Origin of the sequence: Arthrobacter livingstonensis (genome assembly GCF_003219815.1) — a bacterium.
Taxonomy (GTDB): domain Bacteria; phylum Actinomycetota; class Actinomycetes; order Actinomycetales; family Micrococcaceae; genus Specibacter; species Specibacter livingstonensis.
The window spans coordinates 352,740-369,310 of the sequence record NZ_QJVD01000001.1; the positions used below are offsets into that span (position 1 = coordinate 352,740).

Sequence of the window (16,571 nt, forward strand, 5' to 3'; positions counted from 1 at the left end):
GTTAGCGGTGGCCGCCGAAGAAGTCCGTCAGCAGCACGGCGCACTCTTCCTGCCGGACGCCGGGAAATACTTCAACCCAGTGGTTGAGCCGGCGTTCGCGGAGCACGTCGAACACTGAGCCGGCCGCACCGGCCTTTTCATCCCAGGCGCCGAAAACCACCTTCGGCACCCGCGCCAGCACAATGGCCCCGGCACACATGGTGCAGGGCTCCAGCGTGACCACCAGGGTGCAGCCCTCAAGCCGCCACGACCCCAGTTTTTGCGCCGCTTCCCGGATGGCCACCATCTCCGCGTGCGCCGTCGGGTCCCCGTGCGCCTCACGTTCGTTGCGCCCCAAACCCAGCACGCCGCCGTCGGGCCCCAGAACGACGGCGCCAATGGGCACGTCCCCGGTCTCCAGGGCGCGCCGTGCCTCCGCCAGGGCAATGCCCATCCACCCGGCATGCCGTGCCGTGGCGGGGGTCTCGATTTGGCGGGAATTCGATTTGGGGGACACGGCTCAATGGTAGCTTTTATCTATGCGCGTACTGGTTGCGGATCATCCGCTGATTGCCCACAAGTTGACCGTCCTGCGGGACAAGAACACTCCGTCCCCGATTTTTCGCATGCTGACGGAGGAATTGGTCACGCTGCTCGCCTACGAGGCCACCCGCGAAGTCCGCGTCGAGCCCGTCAACATCGAAACCCCGGTGGGTCCCACCGTTGGCACGGGGCTGGTCAAGCCGACCCCGCTGGTGGTGCCGATCCTGCGTGCCGGGCTGGGCATGCTCGAGGGCATGACCCGCCTGCTGCCCACCGCCGAGGTGGGATTCCTGGGCATGGCCCGCAACGAGGAAACTCTCGAGGCGATCACCTACGCCGAACGCCTGCCCGAGGACCTGACCGGCCGCCAGGTGTATGTGCTGGACCCCATGCTGGCCACCGGCGGCACGCTGATCGAGGCGTTCCGGTTCCTCTTCGACCGTGGCGCCGCGGACATCACCTGCATCTGCCTGCTTGCCGCCCCCGAGGGCCTGGCCAAGCTCGAGGCCGCCCACGGCAACCGCGACAACGTCCACGTGGTCCTCGCCGCCATCGACGAGGGCCTGGATGAAAACGCCTACATTGTGCCGGGCCTCGGCGACGCCGGAGACCGCCTCTACGGGGTCGTTGACTAGAAGATTCGACGAAAACGGGGCCAACCCGCGAGGGCGGTGGTTTTAGAGCACCGGTCTCGCGGGTTGGCCCCGTTTTCACGTTAATTCACGTTAAGAGGGCTGGGGATGGCCTGCCGATCAGTACCAGCCGACGGCTTCCGAGTGGGCCCAGGCGCCGCACGGGGTGCCGTAGCGGCCATCAATGTACGACAGTCCCCAGCGGATCTGCGTCTTGTAGTTGGTGCGGTAGTCCGCGCCGGCGCTGGCCATTTTTTCAGCCGGCAGCGACTGGGCAACACCGTACGCGCCGCTGGAGGCGTTTTCCGCCGAGGTCAGCCAGCTGGATTCGCGCGTCCACAGCTGGCTCAGGCAGCTCATCTGGTCCGCGCCCCAGCCCTTGGTGGCCAGCTGGCCTGCGGCATACGCCTGTGCGGCGGCGGGATCGTCAACCAGCACGGGAGCGGCGGCCTTGGCGGGGCTCGCAACCGGGGTCACGGCGTCGGCCTCGCTCTTTACGGCAGGGGCCTTGGCCTTCGCCTTCGCTGCGGAGCTGACATCGATGCGGGAAAAGCTGACCGCGATGTCCGAAGGGGCGGAAATGGCCGACGGGGAAGCGGTGGCCTCAGCCCCGGAAACCAGGCTCGCCGCCGAAACCCCGCCCTGTGCGCTGTTGGTGGCCGCCTGGGCCAGGCCTCCGCCGGCCAGCAGAGCGGCGGCAACGGCAACCACGGCCATGCGGCGGGCGGGACCGCGGGTAATTGAGACGGAGGCGTCGGCCGCGAGGGCCTCGCGGCGGGACGGCTTGCGTGCGGGTTCGGCGCGGCGTCGGCCGTGCTGGGGTGCTGAAGACATGGGGTAGGGCCTCTCCACGCCTCCGAGGTGAGCTGTCGGGAACGGATGGGAGCATCCGGCCGGGCGGCAGACAGCAGCGGCTGCATGCACTTTCGGCTTAACCCCAAGGACTTCCATGGGAAGAGGCCCGCAAAAATTGGGTCCCCCGTCTCTGCCATCTGTGTGAACGGGAAATGGGCGGCGGCAGAGCTCGGCGAACCGTCCATTTGCGCCAAGGAACCGTGATTGGCTCGGCGGGCACCCACCCCACATTACAGAACCCGGGCACGATTGTCACATTTTGGTAACGGCTGTGGGCAGGCCAACATTTACTTAGCAATGCTAATGACTTATGCTAAGTATCAGAATATACGGAACTTATTGCACCAGGTTGATACAAAAAATGACTCAAACTCCCACGGGCACCGTGCCCGCCAGCACGACGCCGGCCCCTCCTTCCGCCGCCCCGCCTGGACCCAAGGCGCCCGCCAGGAATGCATCGGCCAAGAGTGCGGGACCGAAGGGTGCTGGCCCGAAAGCCGCGGCGGCGTCCATGGGCGCCCCGGCCAAAACCTCTCCGACTCCGGCAAAACGCCCCGCCGGGGCGGGCCTGCTTGCCGCCGAGCTCCGCGTGGCGGTCATGCGCACCTCCCGCCGCCTGCGGGCCGAGGCAGCCTCCCGCGACATCAGCCCAGGCCAGTATTCCGTCCTGGCCGGCATCCTCAACGGACCCCTGACAGTGGGGGAGCTGGCCGAACGTGAACAAATCCAGGCGCCCTCGATGACCCGGATCGTCAACGGACTGGAAACGGCCGGCTATGTGACCCGCGGGGACAACCCGCAGGACCGGAGGCAGGTGCTGGTCCACGTCACGGAGGCGGGCACCGCCGTGCTGCAGCGCGCCCGGTCACGGCGGACACAGTGGCTCGCCAAGCGGGTCGCAGCGCTGACGCCCGAAGAACGCGCCACGCTTCATGAAGCGGCCCGCATCCTCCAGGAGATGAGCGCCACGTGAATTCCATGTTTCGAGCGCTCAAGGTGTTCAACTACCGCCTCTGGGTGACCGGGGCGCTGGTGTCCAACATCGGCACCTGGATGCAGCGCGTGGCCCAGGACTGGCTGGTGCTGACCATCCTGACCAACCACTCCGGAACTGCCGCCGGCATCACGACCGGACTGCAATTCTTGCCCATCGTCTTCCTTGGCCCCTTTGCCGGGCTGCTGGGCGACCGGGTCAACAAGCGCAGGCTGCTGCTGTGCACGCAAACGGCCATGGGAATCTGCGCCCTGGTCCTGGGCCTGCTGGTGGTCACCCACACCGTGGAACTGTGGCACGTCTACGTCCTGGCACTCCTGCTCGGTGTTGCCAGCGCCTTTGACGCGCCGTCACGGCAGGCGTTCGTCTCCGAAGTCGTCGCCAAGGAGGACGTGCCCAACGCCGTCGCCCTTAACAGCGCCTCCTTTAACCTGGCGCGCCTGGCGGGTCCCGGCGTCGCCGGACTGGTGATTGCCCTGTTTGGCACCGGCCCGGCGTTCCTGATCAACGCCGCCAGCTTTGTGGCCGTGATCTTCTCCCTGTGGCGCATGCGTGTCTCCGAACTTCAGCCGGTGGTGCGCGTGCCTCGCGGCAAGGGACAGATCCGCGAAGGTTTCCGCTACATCAGGCAGCGCCCCGACCTAATGATGATCATGGGCCTGGTGTTCATGGTGGGAACATTCGGCATGAACTTCCAAATCACCAACGCGCTGATGGCGACGACGGTTTTCCACCTGGGCCCGGGCGAATACGGGATCCTGGGATCCGTCATGGCCGTTGGCACCCTGGCCGCGGCACTGCTGGCCGCGCGGCGCAAGAAGATGCGGATGCTCTATATTGTGGGCGGCGCACTGGCGTTCGGCGCCACCGTTGCCGTTGCCGCGTTCATGCCCAGCTACGCGCTCTATGCGCTGGCACTGGTTCCGGTCGGGCTGGCCTCGCTGACCTTCATGAACGCCTGCAACACCACCGTGCAGCTGACCACCGATTCGGCCATGCGCGGGCGCGTGCTGGCCGTGTACATGGTGGTCCTGCAGGGGGGAACCCCGATCGGCGCGCCCCTGGTGGGCTGGATTGCCACAGAATTTGGCGCGCGATGGTCCCTGGGGATCGGGGCCGTGGTCGCGGTCGTCTCGGGGCTGGTCGCACTGGTCATGATGAACCGCCGCAACCACGTCCGCCTCAGGGACCAGGTCCGCAGCCTGCGCCCCTTCGCCGTGGCCCACGCGGCGGGCAGGTAGCTCCATGCGGCTCGCGCAGCTGCTGCCGGCCCACTCCGGATGGCCGCTTGGCGCAGTGGTGGCGGCCTCGGTGAGACGGTAATCCGTCCAGGGTAGGGCTGTGGCGGCCTCCACCGCTCACAGCCCGCCATGGCTGTACGCTCGGGAGCGCAGGAGCCGCCCCACCCGTCCATAACATCAATAACCGGACAGAAGCTGGACGCTGCCGGACTGATTTTGGGCTCGTTACCTGACCGGGGAAAACGGTTGTGAACTAATTCATCTATATCCGCTAGGTCATCGAATTATTCATCCCGATGCTTCGATTATGAATGACTATATTCAGCGTCAACCGCATTAGGTGGTAAAAGCGAGACGAAATAGACATTGTAAGTTTGATCACAAAGCGCCTTGTTATCTCAGAATGTGGACGTTTGTCCCCATTGTTACTTGCGAGTTTCATTTGTTACGTAGGACACTGGCACTGTGAACACCCACTCAGTGAACCCTGCAGCCGCAGCCACCGCACCGTACTCCGCAAGCGGACGGCACCTGTGCCGTTGTCGAATGTAGGCCTGGCCCACACCCTTGTTCTAGGCAGTTTCGGCCAACCCGGCCAGCCCGTAACCGGGCATCCAGTTCTGGCTCCCAGAACCCGAGGAAAGCATTCGCGCCGTAGCATACGGCCATACACCTAGGTAGTTCAATGTCTGTCGCATCCGGATACGTCCACATCTCCGTTCGCAACGCCGCCAAGGCCGTTGCCCGCAGCTCATCGCAAAATCCGCTGCCCCATCCCGCCGGCCTGGACTACCCGTCCTACGGCAACCCGGCGGCATACCGCCGCGAGGGCGACGTTGCCGCCCCACGGCTGCGCGCCGTCCCCGCCGCCGAATCAGCGCCCATGACGGCACCCATCCCCGTCATCGCCGGCAGCGACACGCTCCGCGGCGTCAGCCCCGACAACGTGGCCCGCGGGTTCGTGCTGTACGTGGGCGTTGACGAGGACACGGCTGCCGCTGCCGGAACGTCACTTGCCAAGCTGGCCCAGGACATCCGCGCCTACGCTCAGTCCCTGGTCCCGCAGGCCCAGAGCTACGCGGCAGTGGCGATTGCGCCATCGGACGCGGTGGGCAGCCCGCTGGACGTGGTCCGCTCCACTTTCGGCGACCCCACCGCGGCCAGCCGTCAGCGCCAGGAACCAGTCCGCGCCCCCGTTGCTGCGGAACAGCGCCCCACCGGGGTTCTCATCGATCTGGCCCGCCGTGAAGTTCACCTGGACGGCGAAACGCTCAACCTCACATTCAAGGAATTTGAGCTCCTGAACTACCTCGTGGAAAACGGCACCCGCACCGTGGGCCGCGACGAACTCCTCGACGGGCTCTGGGGCAACGCCGATGAGGTCCCGAACGAACGCACCATCGACGTCCACATCCGCCGCCTGCGATCCAAGCTGGGCCGCCTGGCCAACACCGTGCGCACCGTCCGCGGCGAAGGCTATCGCTTCTACGAACATCCCGAAGTGGTTGTCTGGGCCGCCCCCGAATACTCCATCTAGCCTGTCCGACGCCGGCCACGCACCCCACGTTGCTCCCCACCGGTGCCCTCGCCTCGCAGCTCGGGCAGGGAGCCCTGCCGGTGTGGGCCCCGGCCGTCGTCGTGCCTTGGGATTCCCTTACTAAACTGTCAGCATGAGTGAACACCACATCAAGCGGCTGATCCTGATGCGCCACGCCAAGGCGGCGTTCCCTGTCGGCGTGGAGGACCATGAGCGGCCCCTGGCCCAGCGCGGCCACAACGAGGCGCCACTGGCCGGAAAGTGGTTGCTGGAAAACGGCATTGTGCCCGACTTCATCCTGTGTTCCTCTGCCCTGCGCACCCGGCAGACCTGCACCTGGGTGTGCCAGCAGCTCGGCGACAAGGCCCCCACGCCGAAGCTGGAATACGGGCTGTATGCCGCCAGCCCCCACCGGATGCTGTCCGTGGTCAACCACGTCCCGGAAACCGTCACGACGCTCATGGTGATCAGCCACATGCCCGGCATCCAGGAACTGGCACTCACGCTCGCCTCGCGGGATTCAGACCAGGACGCCTATATGAACATGGCCAACGGCTACCCCACCAGCGCGTTCACGGTGCTTGAACACGGCGGCGACTGGGCCACGCTGGACGGCCAGGACGCCCGCGTCACCCATTTTGTGGTGCCCCGGTAGTCCGCCCCGTCGGGCGGCCTAGACCGCGATTTCCGGCACGAGCGTCTTCAGCGTCCAGGTCTTGTGCTTACGCACGGCCGCCCAGGCAAACACCAGGCCCAGCGCCGTGTAGCCGAGCAGCCCCAGCACGATCGGAATCAGCGGCGCCAGCTCGGCGCCGTAAATGAGGTGCCGCATGCCCTCCACCACATGGCCCATGGGCAGGATTTGGTGCATGAGGTGCAGGGGCTCCGGCGTGGTCTGCCAGGGGAACGTGCCGCCGGAGGACACCAGCTGGAGTACCAGCAGGATCAGCACCACAAACTTTCCGGGCGTGCCCATTAAGGCCACGATGCCCTGGATGAGCGCTGTGAAGGCGACCGAGGCGAGCAGCAGCAGCCCCAGCGTCAGCCACGGATACGTCGGGTTTAGCCCCAGCCCCAGGACCACGACGCCGTACAGCAGCAGGGCCTGCACCGTCGAGACAGCGGCAAACGGCAGCCAGCCGCCGATCGCAACCTTCCAGGAGGGCGCGTTGGACGCCAGCGCGCGCAAGGTCAGCGGGCGCATGGCCTGGACCAGCATGAACGCGCCGATCCACAGGGCCAGAACCAGGAAGAACGGGGCCAGCCCGGAGCCGTAGTTGGCGGCCTTGGCCTGCGAGATTGAATCGACGCGGATGGGGTCGGCAATGACGCCGGCGGCGTTTTGCTTCTCCTTGTCGTTGGGGTCCGGGACGGAGCCGGCGCCGCTTCGCAACTGGGTTGCCAGGTCTTTGGCCCCGGCGGCCAGCTTGCCCGAGCCGTCTTTGAGGCTGGCGGCGCCGGTGTCCAGCTTTCTGGCCCCGGCGGCCAGCTGCGTGGCACCGTCCAGGGCAGAGCCCTGCCCGGCCGCGAGCGTTGCGGCGCCGGTGGACAGTGAGCCGGCCCCCGCGTGGGCCTGCGAAACGGCCGAGGTGAGGGCCGGCGTCGCCCCGGCCAGCTTGTTGGCGCCGTCGGCCACCGCCTGGGAGCCGGACGCCAGCTTCTGGATGTCCGCGGCGTCCGTGGCGAGCTTGTCCTTCAGGCCCGTGACAGCCCCGCTGGAGGCGGCCGACTTCAGGGAAGCGGTGATCTTTGCTGCCTGGTCCTTGGTGAGCACGCCGTCGGCAACCAGGGTGTCGAGGGTGGACTGGACATCCGCCCTGCCGGCCTTGTCCAGCTGGTCGGCGGTGCCGATGGCGCCCTGGACCTTGGTGTTGAGTGTGGCGTTTCCAGCCGCCACGGCGGCAGCGCCGTCGGAGAGCTTCCTCGTGTCCGCCGGAAGGGTTGCGGTCTGGGATTCCAATTGGCCCAGTCCGTTGTTCAGCGCGGCGCTTCCGGCCACCAGCTGGTTGCTCCCGGACAACAGTTTCTCCTGCCCGGCCACGAGGGAATCCGCACCGGTCACGAGATTGCCGGTGCCCGTCTTGAGGGTGGCGACGCCCGTATCCAGCGTGGCGGCGCCGTCGGCCAGCTGCTGTGCCCCGTCCGCGGCCTTGACCAGCTGGGCGTGGATGGTCCCGTACCCCGTCAGCAGCGAATTGGCGGTCTGCTCACCCACCTCCTTTGCCACTGAATCATGCACCTGGGTGCCCACCTTGTCCACGATGGAGGTCAGCAGGTAGTTGTTGGCGTCGTTGGTGGTCACGCTCATCATGGCCTGCGTGGCGGAGTTGAAGTTCTCCGGCGAGGCCAGATTCTTCGAAAAGTCCTTGGGGATGGTCAGGGCAAACGCATAAGTTCCGGCTTTCACCCCGGCGGCGGCCTCTGCCGGGGAATCCACCTGCTGCCAGCCGAACTTTTTGCCCTCCACCAGGTTCTTGGCCACGTCCTGGCCGGCATGGAGCTCCTTGCCGTCCTTGGTCACGGCGCCCTGGTCCTCCACCACAACGGCCGCCGTGAGCTGGTCGAGGTTGCCATAGGGATCCCAGTTGGCATACAGGTAGACGGCCCCGTAGAGCAAGGGCACCATCACCAGGGCCACGATGGTCAGCTTCGGCAGCATTCCACCGGTCATGCGCTTGAGCTCGGACAGCGCCAGTCGGAACACGGTCATTGCTTTTCCTTGCCTTCGGTGGTGGGGACCTCGCCTGCATCGACAGGCGCGACGCCGGTCACTTTCCTTGCTTCTTCGGCTGCCGGCACCGGTGGTAGGGCAGGCCGCGATCCAGCGGATTCACCGCCAACGCCAACGCCAGCGCCGCCAGCGCCAGCGGTATCCGGGGACTCGTTGGGCCCGGGCGCCTCCGGTGGTCGAGCATGCCGGGATCCGGGGGAATGGCCGCCAGCTTCTGCGGTGGCCGGGGGTTCCGGGGTTTCGGAGGCGTCAGTCAAAGGAATTTCGGTGGACTCACCCACAGGGGCTTCGGCGGTTTTGGCCGGCTCAGCCTCAGGGGGTTCGGTGTCGGGCGCGTCCCGAGTGCCCGGTGCGGTGGCACCGCGCTCGGGCGCATCAGCTGTGCCGTCCCCGGCGTGATCGAGAGGTTCGACAACCTCCGCCGCTGCACCGGCCACCGTCGCTGCACCGGCCACCGTCGCTGGACCTGTCCAGCCGTCGGGAAGCCGGCCGACCACGGCAATGACTATGAGCGTTCGGGGCAGTGTGCCCGCATTGGCATTGGCATCGGGGACGAGGCCAATTTTGCCGGCGGCGGTCCGCTCGAGGAGTGGCAGCCAGGCGTTGGTGTCGGCGGTGTGGCGGTCCGGGGAATCAACCACCAGCAAGTCAACAAACTGGTTGGCCAGTGCGAGTTCCAACTGAAGGTGCAACAGCCGGTTGGGTTCGACTTCCTCGACCCACTTCTCCAGGATGTCGCGGAAGCCCCGCTTAACCAGCCAGGCCGTGGGACGGGTGCGGTCGCGGAACTTCAGCGGCACCAGCGCCAGATCCTCGGACACCAGGGATCGGACGCTCAGGTGGTTCTCGGGGGCGTTGACCTCGGGGGAGTCGACGATGGCGCTGCGCTTGCGCAAGGTCGCCATGGAAGGGTCGTGGCCCAGAACGACGGTTCCCGTGCTCGGCTTCATCCGCCCCGTCAAGGCCAGCGACAGGGCCGTGCGGCGCTCCTGCCCATCAGCCTGGATTAGCAGCACCTGGGCCCTTTGCGCTTCCACCGTGGTAGGCGGCAGCAGCGTATGGTGGCGTCCGTCGATGTGCAACTGGTTGGCGGTGAGCAAGGGGTGCTCCTTTGGCAGTGGGAATAGCTTGACAAAGTTATCAGAACTGACTGGTCAGTGCAAAAATTGTCTTTCAGCCCACAAGCAAGCTTTCCACATGTCCAGGCCCGTCCCATCCGTGCCCCGCCGTGCCCAACGCCCGGATTCCGACCGAGAGTTCAGCTACGGCCTGGGCGGGTGCGGGGACGCGGCTGCGCGGACGCCTTATCTTTACATTCGATGCGGCCGGGGCCAGGCATCCACAGCTGTGCCTTCCCCGTATCAGGCGCGCAGGGCGTCCTTGAACCAGCCGGTGATCGAGGCAGGGTGTGTGATGGCGGTGCCTACCACCACGGCGAACGCGCCGGCGTCGAGCGCCTGGCGGGCCTGTGCGGGGGAGTGGATGCGGCCCTCGGCAATGAGCGGCCTGCCCAGGCTGGCGCCGGAGATCTGGGCAATGAGCTCCAAATCCGGGCCGTCGGTCTTGGGACGCTCGCCGGTATAGCCGGCCAGGGTGGTGCCAATGAGGTCCGCACCGGCTGCTGCGGCGGCAACGGCGTCGTCGAGGGAGCCGCAGTCCGCCATGACGAGGGCGTTGGATTCGGCGTGGACGCCCGCAATGGTCTCAGCGAGCGACAGGCCGTCCGGCCGGGGCCGGCGGGTGCCGTCAATGGCCACAATGTGCGCGCCGGCACTGGCGCAGGAGAGTGCGTGCTGCAGCGTGGGCGTGATGAAAACGCCGTCGTGGCCGTCCTTCCAAAGGCCAATCACGGGCACCTCGACGGCGGCGCGGGTGAACTGGATGTCCGCAATGCCCTGGACACGGATGGCGGCCGCTCCGCCAACGACGGCCGACGCCGCAACCTGGGCCATGGTGCGCGGATCCCGCATGGGCTCGCCCGGGTAGGCCTGGGCGGAAACCACCAGCTGGCCGGCGAGGGAATTGAGATCAATCAGATTCAGTGTCATTGTGGCTCCTGCCAAGGGATGGGACTTTTTACGTAAGGACCAGGGAGGCTGCGCCCACCACGGCGGCCGTGTTCCCCAACGCGGCACGGACCACGGAAACGCCCGCCAGGGGTGCCAGCAGCTCGGCCCGCAGCGCACGCTCCATGCCATTCCACCAGAGCGGGCCGGCATCGGCCAGTCCGCCGGAAATGACCACTACCTGGGGATCGAGGATATTGACCAGCCCGCCCACCGCCTGTCCTGCGGCACCGGCGCCAACCCCGACCGCCTTCAGGGCTGCGGCGTCGCCGCCGCGGGCGGCATCAAACACGGCGCGCGTGTCCGGTACCTCGGCCGATCCGCCAAAGCGCAGGTAGGAGGCGTGGATGGCGGGGCCGGACGCTATCGCCTCGACGTGGCCGGCGTGCCCGCAGGAACAGGGGATGGCGGCGCCGTCGTGGTAGGCGTAGGGCGAGGCGAAGTGCCCCACGTGCCCGCCCACAAAGTGGTGGCCCAGCAGCGGCTGTCCGTCCACCACAAAGCTGCCGCCCACGCCGGTGCCAAACGCCACCATGAGGGATGTGGCGGTGCCGGCGCCGGCACCGAGCCATGCCTCGCCCAGGGCGTGGGCGTGGACGTCGTTGACGACGGCGGCAGGCAGTCCCAGCCGCTCCTGAAACCCCGCCGCGATGTGGGTTCCGGCCCAGTCCAGGATCGCATCGGTGGCCGAGATGACGGTTCCCTCGGCGGCGTTGATGACGCCGGCCGATCCGACGCCCACGGCGTCAACGGTTGCGCCTTGCTCGGCGGCACGGTCCATGAGGAAGCGCACCAGCACTGCCGTGGCGTTCAGGATGGCCGCGCCGCCGTCCCGGTTCTTCGTGGGGATCTCCCCTCGCAGCAGCACGGAGCCGTCCTCGGCCACCACGCCGGCCGCCGTCTTGGTCCCGCCCAGGTCTACTCCAACTACGTACCGCATGAAAAATGTCCTTTAAAGAAGGAATCAAACAAAAACGAGAGCTCCCCACCTGTTCCTTTGGGCCCACGCGCCCGAGGGCCCGAGGGCCCACGCGCCCGAGGGCCCCCAACCGAATTCGCGCCAGCGGATTCGGTTGGGGGAGGGCGTGGATGGGCCTACGCCCGCGAGGGACCCAGCGCGAGCTTGCGAGCGTCGGGAGCGGGTGGGGATTAGATCAAGCCTGTGCGTGCCAGGATGACCTTGATGGCTGCGGTCTCGTCCTCGTCCAAGGCGAGCATGGGGGTGCTCATGACGTTGGTCTTGATGATGCCCATGAGCATCAGGGCCGTCTTGAACGCGCCCAGGCCCGCGGCGTTGCCGGAGACCCGGCCGGCCTTCGGGGTGTACACGATGTTGAAGACGTCGGCGATGCGGTCCTGCTCGGCGGCGGCACCGGCCCAGTCGCCGGCCACGGACAGGTCGAACAGGCGACGGTAGGCTGCCGGATCCACGTTGCCCAGGCCCGGCACAACACCCTGCGCGCCGCCCAGCAGGGCGCCGTCAACAACCACTTCGTGGCCGGTGAAGATGTCAAAGTTCGGGATGTCCCTGGCCGCCAGGACCAGCTGGCGGAAGGAGACGTCGTCGCCGGAGGAGTCCTTCACGCCGGCAATGATGCCTTCGCGGCCCAGCTCGACGAGAAGGCCGGTGGGCAGCTTGAAGTGGGTGCGCACGGGAACGTCGTAGGCGAAGACCGGGACATCCACGGAGGCGGCGACGGCGCGGAAGTGGCGGCCGTTCTCCTCGGCGTTGCTGATGGCGTAGTACTGGCTGGTGGCCACGATGCCGTCGGCGCCGAGGGACACGGCGCGGGCCGCTTCCTCGATGACGCGGTTGGTGGTCTGTTCCACGGCGCCTGCCAGCACGGGCACCTGGCCGGCATTGACGCCCACGATGGTGCGCAGAACGGTGTCGCGCTCGTCGTTGGTCAGGTGGGTGACCTCGCCGGAGGAGCCGTTGACGAACAGGCCGGTGACACCGCCGTTGAGCAGGTGGCGGGTGACGTTCTCCAGCGAGGGGACGTCGATGGCGCCGTCGGCCGTGCGGGGGGTGACGACGGGCGGGATGACGCCCTGGAAACGGGAAGCGACAGTAGTCACGAGAATTACTCCAAAATTGCTGTTGATTAATAGGGGGAAACTGGGGGAATGCCTGACACGCAGAAGCGCTAGATATGCAGAAGCGACGGCGCGGCGCCGAGCAGCTTCTTGGTGTAGTCGTTGGTGGGGTGATCGAAGATCTGCTCCGCCGGACCCTGCTCGACGATCTCGCCGTAGTACATGACACAGATCCGGTCGGACACGTAGCGGACCGTCTGGATGTCGTGGCTGATGAACACCATGCCCAGGTTCAGTTCCTTTTTCAGATCCGAGAGCAGGTTCAGCACCTGGGCGCGGACGGAGACGTCCAGCGCAGAGGTCGGCTCGTCGGCCACCATGATGTCCGGGCCCAGCGCCAGGGCACGGGCGATGGCCACGCGCTGCCGCTGTCCACCGGAAACCTGCGACGGCGTGACCTCGGCTGCCGACTGCGGCAGGCCAACTAGCGAGAGCAGTTCGCGCACCTTGGCCAGACGCGATGCGCCATTGCCAATGCCGTGAATAACCAGCGGGTCAAGCAGGATGTCCTGGATGGTCATGCGCGGGTTCAGCGCCGTCGAGGGGTCTTGGAAGACCACAGCGACGGAACGCCCAAACTCCTTGCGCATGGCGGCGTTGCGCTTGATGGCGGGCTTGCCATGGAAAAGCACCTGGCCAGAGGTAGGTGTCTGCAACCCCACCAGCACGGACGCCAGCGTGGACTTGCCGCAGCCGGACTCGCCCACAATGCCCACGGTTTCGCCGCGGCTGATGGTGAAGTCCACGCCGTTGACGGCCTTGACGTAGCTGGGCTTGAACAGTCCGCCGGAACGCGTGCGGTGGTGGACGTGCAGGTCCTTCAGCTCAATGACCGGGGTGTTGGCGGCCGGAGCCGTTGCGTGCTTGCTCATTTTGAACCTTCCGTTTCGCCAACGCGGGCGGAGGCGGCGCCGGCCAGGGCGTCCTCGCGCTTGTGGCTGGCCCAGTAGTGCTCCGTTTTGACGCCGTCACGGGTAATCGGCACGAAGGACAGCTGCTGCTCCGGGTCGGCATCGGGACGCTGCGAGCGGCTGGCAAAACGGTCACCCGAGGCAAATTCGCGCGGGGACGGGACCGTGCCGGGAATCTGGTGGAGCCGGACGGCATCGGACTCGATGGAGAGTACGGCGCCGAGCAATCCACGGGTGTATTCGTGCGTGGGGTAGGCCAGCAGCTCCGAAGCCTGCGAGGATTCCACCACCTGGCCGGCATACATGACCGTGATCTTGTGGGCCAGCGAGGCCACCAGGGCCAGGTCGTGGCTGACGAACACCATGGCGAAGCCCAGTTGTTCGCGCAGCTCGTTCAACAGGTCCACGACCTGCTTTTGCACCGTGACGTCCAGGGCTGTGGTGGGCTCGTCGGCCACCACGATCTTGGGCGAGCGGGAGAGCGCCATGGCGATCAGCACGCGCTGGCGCTGGCCGCCGGACAGTTCGTGCGGGTAGCTCCGCAGCGTGCGCACAGGATCCAGCTTGACCAGTTCCAGCAGTTCCGCCGGGGTCTTGCGGCCGTTGCGGCGCGTCAGCTGCAACATCTGCTCCTTGATCAGCATGGACGGGTTCAGTGAGCTGAGCGCATCCTGGTAGACCATGGCGATCTGCTCCCCGCGCAGGCCGGTGTAGGCCTTGGCGGAGCTGTGCTTCGTGGCGGGGTCCAGCAGCTCGAGGCCGTCAAACTTGATGGAGCCGGTGACCTCGGCCGTCTTGGGCAGCAGTCCCATGATAGCCAGTGACGTGATGGACTTCCCGCAGCCGGACTCGCCCACCAGGCCCATGGTTTCGCCTTCGCGGACGGTGAAGGAGACCTTGTCCACGATGGGGGTCTCGTCGTAGCGGCCCGGGAAGCGGATGGAAAGGTCCTTGACTTCCAGGATCACCCGGGCGTCCGGGGCCACCTGGGGGAGGCGGTCGGTGCGCCGGGTTTCCACGGCCTGCAGCAGCAGCAGTTCCTTGTCCAGGGCGGCGAACGGGTCCTCGATGGCTGCGCGGGCGGCGGCATCGGCCTTGGCGAGCGCCAGCGCGGCCGCGGCGGAACCGTCGTCGTCCTTCACCGGCGCGGCCTTGCGCAGGCGGGGATTCACCATGGCGTCGGTCAGGCCCTCGGCCAGGATGTTCAGAGCCAGCACCGTCAGCAGGATGACCAGGCCGGCGAAGGTGGTTGCCCACCAGCCGCCGGAGAGCACCAGGTTGCGGCCGTAGGAGATGACGTTACCCCAGCTGGGATCGGGGTCCTGGATGCCGGCGCCCAGGAAGGACAGCGAGGCTTCCAGGATGATGGCGTCGGCCACCATGACCGTCGCGAACACCAGCACGGGGGCGGCGGTGTTGCGCACAATGTGCTTGAGCATGATGTATGTGCGGCCGGCGCCGATGACGCGTTCGGCCCTGACATAGTCCTCGCCGTACTGGGCCAGCACGTTGGCACGCACCACCCGGGCAAGCTGGGGCGTGTAGATGATGGCGATCGCAAGGATGATGGTGGGGACCGAGTTGCCGAACGCGGTCAGCAGCACGGCGGCCAGGGCGATGCCGGGGAAGGCCATCAGGACGTCCATGACGCGCATGATGATCTCATTGACCGTCTTGGACGACGTCGCCGCCACGGCGCCGAGCGTGGCGCCCAGCGCGATGGCCAGAACCACCGAACCGATGCCGATCATCAGCGATGCCTGGGCTCCGTAGAGCAGGCGGGAGAGGACGTCCCGGCCGATCCTGTCGGTGCCAAACCAGTGGGTGCCGTCCGGCGCCTGCGCGGGGTCGCCGGTCTCGAGCGGGTTGTGCGGGGCAATCCAGGGAGCCAATATGGCCACGATGACAATGAAAAGCAGAAAGAGCAGGGCCAGCTTGGACCCCAGCGTGAGGGCCTTGAACCGCAGGCCCGGTGCGCTTAGCCGTTCGGCAAGTTTGCTGCGCATGGCTTAGACCGTCCTGATTCGGGGGTTGATGAGCAGGTAGAGCAGGTCAACGAAGATGTTCACGATCACGAATGTCACGGCAATGACCAGGACCACGCCCTGGACCAGGTTCGTGTCTGAGTTGGTGATGCCGTTGAGGATTTGCTGGCCCATGCCGGGCAGCGAGAAGATCATTTCAATCACGACGGCGCCGCCGAGCAGGTACCCGATGCGAAGTCCCAGCACGGTCACCGGGGTGACCAGGGCGTTGCGGAGGACGTTGCGGGAAACCACCGTGCGGTACGGGACGCCGTTGCCGATCGCCGTGCGCACGTAGTCGCGGTCCAGTTCCTCCACCATGGAGGTGCGGACCACGCGGATCAGGGAGGCTGATACTGGGATGGCCAGTGCCAGCGCGGGCAGGGCCATGGAGCTGAGCCAGCCGGAGAAGCCCTCGGAGGGGTCGGCCAGCCCGCCGGACGGGAACCAGGAGTTGTCGCCCAGCGCAAACCACTGGATGAGCAGGATGCCCAGCCAGAAGGAGGGGGTGGCGATGGCTGCCACGGAGAAGACCCGGATGAGCTGGTCCACCCAGGTGTCCCGGTATAGGGCCGCAAGAACGCCAAAGACAAGGGAAATGACAACCGCGATTAACACGCCCAGGAACGTGAGCTCCAAGGTGACGGGGAAGGCGCTGGCAATGACTTCGGTGATGGGCTTGGCTGGCGGCAGCGTGGATCCAAAGTTGCCGGTGATCAGGTGCCCCAGGTAGCGGAAATATTGAATGAAGAGGGGGTCGTTGAAGCCGTTGGCCGCGCGGTACTGCGCCAGGGCCGCGGGTGTGGCCCCTTCACCCAGTGCGGCAACGGCACGGTCGCCGGGAGCGAACTGCAGCACCACGAAGACCAGCAGGGTGACACCCAGGATCATCAACGGAAGCGCTGCGAGCCTGCGGCCAAGCAGTCGCAAAAAGTTTGCCAATGTACTTACTCCGGTTCGA

Annotated in this window: 15 protein-coding genes and 1 riboswitch; of the genes, 5 read left to right on the forward strand and 10 right to left on the reverse strand. The window is 66.6% G+C overall.

Annotated features, from left to right (window positions below):
- Position 1: 1 nt before the first annotated feature.
- Positions 2-496, reverse strand: coding sequence for a tRNA adenosine(34) deaminase TadA (gene tadA / locus CVV68_RS01685; RefSeq protein ID WP_281268259.1), 495 nt, complete (start codon positions 494-496; stop codon positions 2-4).
- A 22-nt stretch (positions 497-518) separates the two neighbouring features.
- Between tadA and upp the strand changes: the two genes are divergently transcribed.
- Positions 519-1,157 (forward strand): uracil phosphoribosyltransferase, encoded by a 639-nt coding sequence (gene upp / locus CVV68_RS01690; protein WP_110499264.1) that lies wholly within the window; start codon positions 519-521, stop codon positions 1,155-1,157.
- Between the two features lie 117 nt (positions 1,158-1,274).
- Here upp and CVV68_RS01695 read toward each other — a convergent pair whose 3' ends face one another.
- A complete protein-coding gene (locus CVV68_RS01695) occupies positions 1,275-1,988 on the reverse strand; it encodes an aggregation-promoting factor C-terminal-like domain-containing protein (RefSeq protein WP_110499265.1) in 714 nt (237 codons plus the stop codon).
- Positions 1,989-1,993: 5 nt separating this feature from the next.
- A riboswitch (cyclic di-AMP (ydaO/yuaA leader) is annotated at positions 1,994-2,178 on the reverse strand.
- A gap of 192 nt (positions 2,179-2,370) precedes the next feature.
- On the opposite strand from CVV68_RS01695, the gene CVV68_RS01700 reads away from it, so the two are divergent.
- The 4 genes from CVV68_RS01700 (at position 2,371) to CVV68_RS01715 (ending at position 6,436) form a co-directional block, all read left to right on the forward strand.
- On the forward strand, positions 2,371-2,982 hold the full coding sequence (locus CVV68_RS01700; RefSeq protein WP_306415673.1) for a MarR family winged helix-turn-helix transcriptional regulator: 612 nt from the start codon (positions 2,371-2,373) through the stop codon (positions 2,980-2,982).
- Positions 2,983-2,987: 5 nt separating this feature from the next.
- On the forward strand, positions 2,988-4,244 hold the full coding sequence (locus tag CVV68_RS01705) for an MFS transporter (RefSeq protein ID WP_110499350.1): 1,257 nt from the start codon (positions 2,988-2,990) through the stop codon (positions 4,242-4,244).
- Between the two features lie 685 nt (positions 4,245-4,929).
- Positions 4,930-5,781, forward strand: a complete 852-nt coding sequence (locus CVV68_RS01710) for a winged helix-turn-helix domain-containing protein (RefSeq protein WP_110499267.1) — start codon at positions 4,930-4,932, stop codon at positions 5,779-5,781.
- Positions 5,782-5,914: 133 nt separating this feature from the next.
- A complete protein-coding gene (locus CVV68_RS01715) occupies positions 5,915-6,436 on the forward strand; it encodes a SixA phosphatase family protein (protein WP_110499268.1) in 522 nt (173 codons plus the stop codon).
- An 18-nt stretch (positions 6,437-6,454) separates the two neighbouring features.
- Here CVV68_RS01715 and CVV68_RS01720 read toward each other — a convergent pair whose 3' ends face one another.
- From CVV68_RS01720 to CVV68_RS01755, 8 genes are all read right to left on the reverse strand, one after another.
- Positions 6,455-8,491 carry a YhgE/Pip domain-containing protein gene (locus tag CVV68_RS01720; RefSeq protein WP_110499269.1) on the reverse strand — a complete coding sequence of 679 codons (2,037 nt, stop codon included), beginning with the start codon at positions 8,489-8,491 and terminating at the stop codon, positions 6,455-6,457.
- A complete protein-coding gene (locus CVV68_RS01725) occupies positions 8,488-9,612 on the reverse strand; it encodes a hypothetical protein (RefSeq protein WP_110499270.1) in 1,125 nt (374 codons plus the stop codon). The genes CVV68_RS01720 and CVV68_RS01725 overlap by 4 nt, the downstream gene beginning before the upstream one ends.
- A 261-nt stretch (positions 9,613-9,873) precedes the next feature.
- Positions 9,874-10,560, reverse strand: coding sequence for an N-acetylmannosamine-6-phosphate 2-epimerase (locus CVV68_RS01730; protein WP_110499271.1), 687 nt, complete (start codon positions 10,558-10,560; stop codon positions 9,874-9,876).
- Positions 10,561-10,588: 28 nt separating this feature from the next.
- On the reverse strand, positions 10,589-11,518 hold the full coding sequence (locus CVV68_RS01735; RefSeq protein WP_110499272.1) for an ROK family protein: 930 nt from the start codon (positions 11,516-11,518) through the stop codon (positions 10,589-10,591).
- Positions 11,519-11,727: 209 nt separating this feature from the next.
- Positions 11,728-12,657, reverse strand: coding sequence for a dihydrodipicolinate synthase family protein (locus CVV68_RS01740; RefSeq protein WP_110499273.1), 930 nt, complete (start codon positions 12,655-12,657; stop codon positions 11,728-11,730).
- A gap of 68 nt (positions 12,658-12,725) precedes the next feature.
- Complete coding sequence (locus CVV68_RS01745; protein WP_110499274.1) at positions 12,726-13,547, reverse strand: ATP-binding cassette domain-containing protein; 822 nt, start codon at positions 13,545-13,547, stop codon at positions 12,726-12,728.
- Positions 13,544-15,592: a dipeptide/oligopeptide/nickel ABC transporter permease/ATP-binding protein gene (locus CVV68_RS01750; RefSeq protein WP_110499275.1), complete on the reverse strand. Its 2,049-nt coding sequence runs from the start codon at positions 15,590-15,592 to the stop codon at positions 13,544-13,546. Before CVV68_RS01750 ends, CVV68_RS01745 begins: the two co-directional genes overlap by 4 nt.
- A gap of 3 nt (positions 15,593-15,595) precedes the next feature.
- The gene (locus CVV68_RS01755; protein WP_110499276.1) at positions 15,596-16,552 is read right to left on the reverse strand and encodes an ABC transporter permease; all 957 of its coding nucleotides are present in this window, start codon (positions 16,550-16,552) and stop codon (positions 15,596-15,598) included.
- Between the last annotated feature and the right edge of the window lie 19 nt (positions 16,553-16,571).

Coding starts and splice junctions, on each gene's coding strand:
- CVV68_RS01730 (WP_110499271.1), bottom strand. CDS start 10,560: ATGACACTGAATCTGATTGATCTCAATTCCCTCGCCGGCCAGCTGGTG.
- CVV68_RS01695 (WP_110499265.1), bottom strand. CDS start 1,988: ATGTCTTCAGCACCCCAGCACGGCCGACGCCGCGCCGAACCCGCACGC.
- CVV68_RS01715 (WP_110499268.1), top strand. CDS start 5,915: ATGAGTGAACACCACATCAAGCGGCTGATCCTGATGCGCCACGCCAAG.
- upp (WP_110499264.1), top strand. CDS start 519: ATGCGCGTACTGGTTGCGGATCATCCGCTGATTGCCCACAAGTTGACC.
- CVV68_RS01700 (WP_306415673.1), top strand. CDS start 2,371: ATGACTCAAACTCCCACGGGCACCGTGCCCGCCAGCACGACGCCGGCC.
- CVV68_RS01745 (WP_110499274.1), bottom strand. CDS start 13,547: ATGAGCAAGCACGCAACGGCTCCGGCCGCCAACACCCCGGTCATTGAG.
- CVV68_RS01705 (WP_110499350.1), top strand. CDS start 2,988: ATGTTTCGAGCGCTCAAGGTGTTCAACTACCGCCTCTGGGTGACCGGG.
- CVV68_RS01710 (WP_110499267.1), top strand. CDS start 4,930: ATGTCTGTCGCATCCGGATACGTCCACATCTCCGTTCGCAACGCCGCC.
- CVV68_RS01750 (WP_110499275.1), bottom strand. CDS start 15,592: ATGCGCAGCAAACTTGCCGAACGGCTAAGCGCACCGGGCCTGCGGTTC.
- CVV68_RS01720 (WP_110499269.1), bottom strand. CDS start 8,491: ATGACCGTGTTCCGACTGGCGCTGTCCGAGCTCAAGCGCATGACCGGT.
- CVV68_RS01735 (WP_110499272.1), bottom strand. CDS start 11,518: ATGCGGTACGTAGTTGGAGTAGACCTGGGCGGGACCAAGACGGCGGCC.